Here is a 6,961-nt window from a genome sequence, read left to right as displayed (position 1 = left end):
CGCCACGCCTCGCTCCAGGCCGCTTCGCGGCGGCACGCTCACGCTGCGCTGGCGCTCCTTCGCGCTCGACCGCAGAGCGGTCTCGGCTCAGTCTCAGTCGTCCTTTCCACCGAACATGATCTCGTCCCAGCTGGGGACCCGGCGGCGCTCGCCGCGCTTCTTGCGGGGGCCGGCGGTGTCTGGGACTGCGACATCGGTCTGCAGTTCCTCGTCGAGCTGGTCCACGTCGTGCTGAATCTCGGAGTCGGCCGCCGCTTCGGACTCCTGCTTGGCCAAGGCCTCCTGGGTGCGGCGGTCGCGGGCGGCCTTCAGCGATGACACGCCGCTGACCCCGGCGGCGGCATCGAGCAAGGCCTCTGCAGCTGCGACGTCTGGCGGCAGATCGTCGGGGATGTCGGACAGATCGCTGAATTCCAGCTCGGTCTGCCTCGCGTGGGTGTCGCTCAGCGGTGTCGGCGTCAGGCCGGCGTCCTGGGCGGAGATCTCGGCGGCCGTCTGGACCGGGGGAGTCGGGGAGCGCACGGCATCGGCAATGGCCATGTCGGGGGTGTCCGGCAGGGAGACGTCGCCGACCAGATCGTGAGCGAACTCATCCGTGGGCACCACGTACCGGCCGCGGGAGTCGTAGATGAAGGTGGCGGTGTGCTCAGATCCAGCCGGCGTGACCAAGACGGTCCAGCGTCCGTCCTCGCGGCGCCAGGCGTCCCACTCGGCGTTCTCGGGAACACCGCCGGAGTCGATGATCGCCGCGTCGACGAGTGCACCGAGCAGCATGCCCGCCCCCGTGACGTGCTTGCGGCGCAGCGAGGTCTTGCGGGCCTGCTGGTGCATGTACTCGCGCTCGGCGATGACCGGGCCGGCAAATCCGTCGACACGGTCGAAGGGCATGCCGCAGGAGTCGGCGACCTGACGGGCTGACTCACCTCGACGAATACGGGACTGGATGTCGCGCGGGCTGAGCGTGATGCTGGTGTCCATGGCTGGCTCCGAACCGGTGGCAGAAGACGACACGAGGGGTGAAGGCGCAGTGGCACCAGTGACGAGAACAGCTGCTTCGCCAGTGAGGGGCACACGAAACTGCTCGTCGGTCGACGCATCGCGCACGAGAAGGAACGTCTGGTCCTCGCTCACGCCGTCGAAGCCGAGTTCGCGCATCTCGTCTGCCTCCCAGTGCCTTGCCACCCGCACGGTGTCACGGGCGACCTTTTCTCCATCGTAGGGACGACACGCCGTGATTCTCGGTGACGCGCCGAATCGGCGCGTCGTGTTGTACGGGTCGTCAGCGCGGCGAACGCGGCAGGACGCGGTCGAACGACGGGTCATGGTTGCCGAATCGGTGTTGCGTGATGGTCACTGCCTGCTCGCGCAGGAACGGCAGCAGCTCGAGTCGACCCGCTAGTGTGACCGCGCCACCGTAGATCGCGACGTCGGGATCGCCCTCGACCGTGACGGCAGCATCCCGGGCGCCGCCGCCGATGAGGCGGATACGGGCAGGGCGTTCGGCGGCGACGCGGGTCAGCCAGGCTGCCCGCGACTCGACCGTGTGAGACACCCCGGGAGGAACCAGCCCGGCAGGCAGCTCGTCGGTGGTGCTGACATCGATCGGAGCGCCCGTGCGGGCCGCGGCCAGCAGCACGCGGACGACGTCGGCCAGATCGGCGTGATCGGCACGGATCGACACCGGCGTGACGCGATACCGGAACACGTTGCGCTCCACACCGAGTCCGCTGACGTCCTTGCTGACGCCGAACTCGCGGCGCCAGGCGATCTCGTCCGAGGTCGCGGCGGCAGCGAGTTCGGCCTGGACACCAGCACCCAGGTGCGGAGCAGCCGCGTCGAGCAATGCAGTGACCGACGGTCTCAAAACGGACCGATCTGCGGTCCGCCGCAGCGGACGTGAATGCCACGTGCCCAGGTGCAGCAAGAAGTTCGGTCCGCCGGCCTTGCAGGTCGTGCCGACCGAGGAGCGCTTCCATCCGCCGAACGGTTGTCGCTGCACGATGGCACCCGTGATTCCGCGGTTGACGTAGAGATTGCCTGCCTGAACGGTGTCGATCCACTGGTTGACCTCGTCGGGATCCAAGGAGTGGATGCCGGCGGTGAGCCCGTAGTCGGTGGCGTTCTGCCACTCCAAAGCCTGGCCGAGGGAGTCGGCATGCATGAGCCCCAGCACGGGCCCGAAGTACTCGGTGCGATGGAACTCGCTACCGGGCCGCACGCCGTCACGAATGCCAGGGGTCCACAGTCGGTCGTCGTCGCCGATGCGCTGCGGTTCCAGCAGCCACGATTCGCCCGGCCCGAGCTTGGTGAGCCCGGAGAGCAGCTTGCCTCTCGGCGGTTCGATGATCGGTCCCATGGCGACTTCAGGGTCGACAGGATGGCCCACCTTGAGCGACCGAACGGCGTCGACCAGCTGGCGACGGAATCGCTCGGACGTGCCGACGGAGCCAACGAGGATGCCGAGGCTGGCAGCCGAGCACTTCTGCCCTGCGTGACCGAATGCGCTCTTGACCAGGTCGGAGACGGCAAGATCGAGATCAGCGCTGGGGGTGACGACCAGGGCGTTCTTGCCGCTGGTCTCGGCGGACAGTGCCAGATCGGGCTTCCACGAACGGAACAACGCAGCGGTTTCCCATCCGCCAGTCAGCAGGACGCGGTCCACATCGGAGTGGGCCACCATCGCCTTGCTCAACGGACCTTCCTCGAGGGTCGCGACGCGCAGCAGATCGCGGGGGACACCCGCCTGCCACAGCGCCTCGACCATGACGGCCGCGCACCGACGCGTCTGGGGGGCAGCCTTGATGATGACGCCGCTGCCGGCGGCCAGGCCTGCCAGCACCATGCCGGCCGGAATGGCGACCGGGAAGTTCCACGGTGGGATCACGACAGTGAGCTTGGCCGGAGTCATGACAGCACCGTCCACGGCATCGAGCCGGCGGCCGGACTCCGCGTAGTAGTGCGCGAAGTCGATCGCCTCGCTGACCTCGACGTCGCCCTCGGCGACGGTTTTACCTGCCTCGGCGGCCATGACCGTGATGAGGTCACCGCGACGAGACTCCAACGCGCGACCGGCCTGGTGCAGGATCCAGGCGCGAACATCGGACCCCCGCGCGTTCCACGCCATCGCAGCATCGCGGGTGTCATGGATGACCGTCTCGAGGCTGGCGGGTCCGGCCACCAAGCCTTGGCGGACGGTTTCGTTGCCGATCTGGGTGTAGTCGACGCGGGACAGGGCGCGGCTGGCCCAGACGCGATTGACCTCGATCGACGGGTCGGTGTCGGGGGTGTTGCGGAACGCCTGCTCGGCGTCGGGCGAGAGCTCGGCCACCGGTGCAGTGCGGTCCTGGACGCGATGCGCCTCGGGACCGCGCTTCTCCATCAGGTCGACGGACTCCAGGAAGCGGCCGACCTCCCGAGCCATCAGCTGCGGGTCGGTGCCGATGTCGAACGCCGCCGACATGAAGTTCTCGTCGGACGCGTTCTCCTCGAGTCGGCGCACGAGATAGGCGATGGCGACGTCGAACTCACCCGGATCCACCACCGGCGTGTACAACAGCAGGCCGCCGACCTCATCGCGGACCGTGTCGACCGGACCGGAGTCCATGCCCAGCAGCACCTCGAACGTGACGGCGTCGCGGACGCCCCGATCGCCTGCGAGCAACCAGGCGTATGCGATGTCGAACAGGTTCTGGCCGGCCACGCCGATCTCGACCGCGTCGGTGCGATCAGGGGTCAGGGCCCAGTCGAGCACTCGCTTGTAGCCAGCATCGGTCTCGACCTTGCTGCCCCACGTGGCCAGGGGCCAGCCGTGGATGGTCGCGTCGACGCGCTCCATCGCGAGATTGGCTCCCTTGACGACACGGACCTTGACCGGCGCACCGCCCGCGGCGCGACGGACGGTGGCCCAGCTCTGCAGGTGTTGCATGGCGCCGAGCGCATCGGGGAGGTAGGCCTGCAGCACGATGCCGGCCCTGAGCTGCGGGAAGCGGTCCATGATCGCGATGAAGACCGCGATCGTGAGGTCGAGGTCGTGGTACTCCTCCATGTCCAGGTTGATGAAGGTGTCGTCCTCGGCGGCCTTGGCGTACAGCGGCTCGAGCTGCTCAACGACCCGGGCGACGGATTCGTCGAAAGCCCACATCGACAGCTGGCTGGCCACCGACGACACCTTGACCGACACGTAGTCCACGTCGGCACGCTCCAGCAGGCGCAGGGTCGCATCGCGACGACGCTCAGCCTCGCCATCGCCGAGAACGGCCTCGCCGAGCAGGTTCAAGTTGAGCCGGTCGCCACTACGCCGCAGCTTGCCGATCGCCTTGCCCAGCGGACGGGGTCGCGCGTCGATCACGAGGTGGCCGACCATGCGACGCAACGTGCCGCGCGCCGTGGTGACCACGAACGTCGGGGCAATCAAGGACACCAGAGCACCGAGCTTGAGGAGGAAGCGCTGGATCCACGGGAGGAAGGCCGGTGTGCTGGAGGCGAGGTCGCGCAAGTTGCGGGCTGCGACACCGGTGTCCTCGGGTCGGACGACACGGTCGACGAAGGCAATCGTGAACTCGAGGCCGTCGGGGTCCTTGAGCAGCTTGGCGAGACGGCGCGCCGCGGGGCTGGGTCGGTGCTTGCGGGCCTGCTGCGGATCGATCCACGCTCGGACGAGTTCGACGCTGCGGTCGGCCAGTGTCAGGTCAGTCATCTTGGGACCCACCGTAGTCGGTCATCGGAGCAGCGGCGCGGGCGCTCGGGACGCGGGTCCAGGCCAGCAGCGTCGCGACGGCAACGGAGCCCAAGGGGACGAGGAATCCGGCGGATGCGCCCTGTGCGTCGATGACCCTGCCGACGACCGCGGCACCCAGTGCGACTCCTCCGGCGAGGCCGGTGGTGATCCATCCAAGAGCCTCGGTGAAGCGTCGCGCTGGTACCCCAGTCTCGACCAGGCGGGTCATGGCGATGACGGTCGGCGAGATCATCAGACCGGCCCCGAGCATGCCGATGGCCAACAGGGGGATCCCATCGATGAGGCTGAGCGGGACGAACAGGACGGTGAGTCCGAACAGGGCCCACCGCATGCGGCGCAGCGGCTCGCGGCTCGGCAGGGCCCCGACGATCAGGCCGGAGATCAGGCTTCCCAGCGCCCACACGGCCAGGATCACTCCGGCGAGATTGTCGCGTCCCGCCTCGTCGGTGAACGCCACGACGACGACCTCGGTCGAGCCGAACAACACGCCCAGCCCGACCGAGACAACCGTCAGCGGCCACAACAAGGCCAGATTGATCGGTGCAGCGGCCTGACCCGTGCGTTCGGGAATAGGTGGCTCGGAGCCGCGCTGCAGTGCCAACGCCCAGGACGCGAGAGTCGACACGATGCCGGCGGCCAGCAGACCGCTGCTCTCAGCCACCTGCAGGGTCAGGAAGGTCACGAGAACCGGACCGACCACGAACACGGCTTCGTCCAGCACCGCCTCGATCGCGAAGGCCGTGCTGACCTGCTCGCGATCCTCGAGCACATGAGCCCAGCGGGCACGCACCATGTTGCCCGCCTGGGGCGCGCCCAGACCCGCGACGGCGACGGCGAGGTGGGGCAGGGGCACCGCTGAGTCGACGTACAGCAGGGTCAGGACGATGCCAGTGGCGTGCAGTGCCCCGGCAACCCAGAGAACAGGGGCTTGGCCGGCCCGATCTGCGATCCGTCCCTGCAGCGGTCCGCTGATCGACGCGACGAGCACATAGACCGCGGCGACGGTGCCAGCGCGACCGTAGGAGTCAGTTCGGAGCGCGACCACCAGCACGATGCCGAGACCGGTCATGGACAGCGGCAATCTGGCCAGCGCGCCGGTGGCTGAGAACAACGCCGCACCGGGCGCCGAGAAGGCGGCGCGATACGTCTGCAGCATGGGCTGAATCTAGTCGTCACCACAGGTCCGGTTGACTGGTGGCATGGTCGATGTCGACTCGGCGCTCCCGCTGCCCGGTGGCGGGCATGCCGAAGCACCTGTGAGGCTGACTCAGTTCCAGCAGCGGGTGGTCGACGTGGTGTCAGGGCTGCAGCCCGGCGACCTCGTGACCTACACCGACGTCGCGATCGAGGCGGGGCACCTGGGCGCGGGTCAGGCGGTGGCGAACGTGCTGCGGCGCGTCCCGGGACTGCCGTGGTGGCGGGTGGTGTCCGCCAGCGGGCACGTGTACCGACAGCATCGGGAAGTCGCTGCGCCGTTGCTGCGGGCGGAGGGCCATACGATCGACCCGTCCGGTCGTGTGCTGGCAGGACGTCGCGGCGCACCGTAGCGTCCCGGCATGCGGCTGCCTCGGTTCATGCCCGGTCTCGCACTCGCTGCTCTCGTGCTGGCAAGGTTGCAGCAGCACAGTGACACGCGAGGACTCCGCTGGCTGCTCGCGGTCGTACGTGAGAAGAAGAGATCGGCTTCAGTGGTCGGACCACAGAGCGCGAAGACGATCGATCTCGATGGCGGCCTGGGCGTAGCCCGCCCGAGCCGACGGCGGCCGCGCGGCGGGGTCCAGAACGTTCTTGCCGATCGCGGTGCGGGACGCGGTGTCGGGGGAGATCACGAGGTGTTGCACGCCGATGTCCTCCAGCTGTTGGGCAGCACTCCGCAGCGGTCCGACCGAGCGGTCCATCGGGGTGATCGCGATGACCACGTCCATCCCCACCATCAGGTCAGCGTTGGATCCCGATCGAGCCCCGCCGTCGATGTAGCTGTCGCCGTCGATCGGAATCGGCGGGTAGATCAACGGCACGGCGCAGCTCGCGTTGACCGCGTCCTCCAGCGACACGGCCGGTCGTGTGGTCCGGGGACCGAAGGTGGCCAGCTCGCCGGTGCCGACGTGGATGGCCGTGATCACGAGGTCTCGGTCAGGCCAGGTCAGTCCGCCGATTCGCTGGCCCACCTGCGCGTAGCGGTCGTCAACGGTGGGCGTCCTGCCCTGAGCGGCGGTCCTGACC

Annotated in this window: 5 protein-coding genes; 1 reads left to right on the top strand and 4 read right to left on the bottom strand. The window is 68.6% G+C overall.

Features of this window, described 5'->3' with window-relative positions; translation table 11 throughout:
- Window positions 1–93 precede the first annotated feature (93 nt).
- The 3 genes from sepH to WB508_RS05295 form a co-directional block, all read right to left on the bottom strand.
- On the bottom strand, window positions 94–1,155 hold the full coding sequence (gene sepH / locus WB508_RS05305) for a septation protein SepH (RefSeq protein WP_423843838.1): 1,062 nt from the start codon (window positions 1,153–1,155) through the stop codon (window positions 94–96).
- Between the two features lie 124 nt (window positions 1,156–1,279).
- A complete protein-coding gene (locus WB508_RS05300; RefSeq protein ID WP_423843837.1) occupies window positions 1,280–4,696 on the bottom strand; it encodes a bifunctional proline dehydrogenase/L-glutamate gamma-semialdehyde dehydrogenase in 3,417 nt (1,138 codons plus the stop codon).
- Window positions 4,689–5,894: an MFS transporter gene (locus tag WB508_RS05295; protein WP_423843836.1), complete on the bottom strand. Its 1,206-nt coding sequence runs from the start codon at window positions 5,892–5,894 to the stop codon at window positions 4,689–4,691. Before WB508_RS05295 ends, WB508_RS05300 begins: the two co-directional genes overlap by 8 nt.
- 43 nt (window positions 5,895–5,937) lie before the next feature.
- On the opposite strand from WB508_RS05295, the gene WB508_RS05290 reads away from it, so the two are divergent.
- Complete coding sequence (locus tag WB508_RS05290; protein ID WP_423843835.1) at window positions 5,938–6,285, top strand: MGMT family protein; 348 nt, start codon at window positions 5,938–5,940, stop codon at window positions 6,283–6,285.
- Between the two features lie 138 nt (window positions 6,286–6,423).
- On the opposite strand, the gene WB508_RS05285 is transcribed toward WB508_RS05290, so the two are convergent.
- Window positions 6,424–6,961, bottom strand: a 538-nt coding sequence (locus tag WB508_RS05285; RefSeq protein ID WP_423843834.1) for a patatin-like phospholipase family protein, incomplete at its 5' end; no start/stop codon positions are given.

Origin of the sequence: Aeromicrobium sp., from assembly GCF_049586495.1 — a bacterium.
In the GTDB taxonomy this organism is placed as follows: Bacteria; Actinomycetota; Actinomycetes; order Propionibacteriales; family Nocardioidaceae; genus Aeromicrobium.
This window is presented reverse-complemented; position numbering and strand designations above follow the sequence as displayed.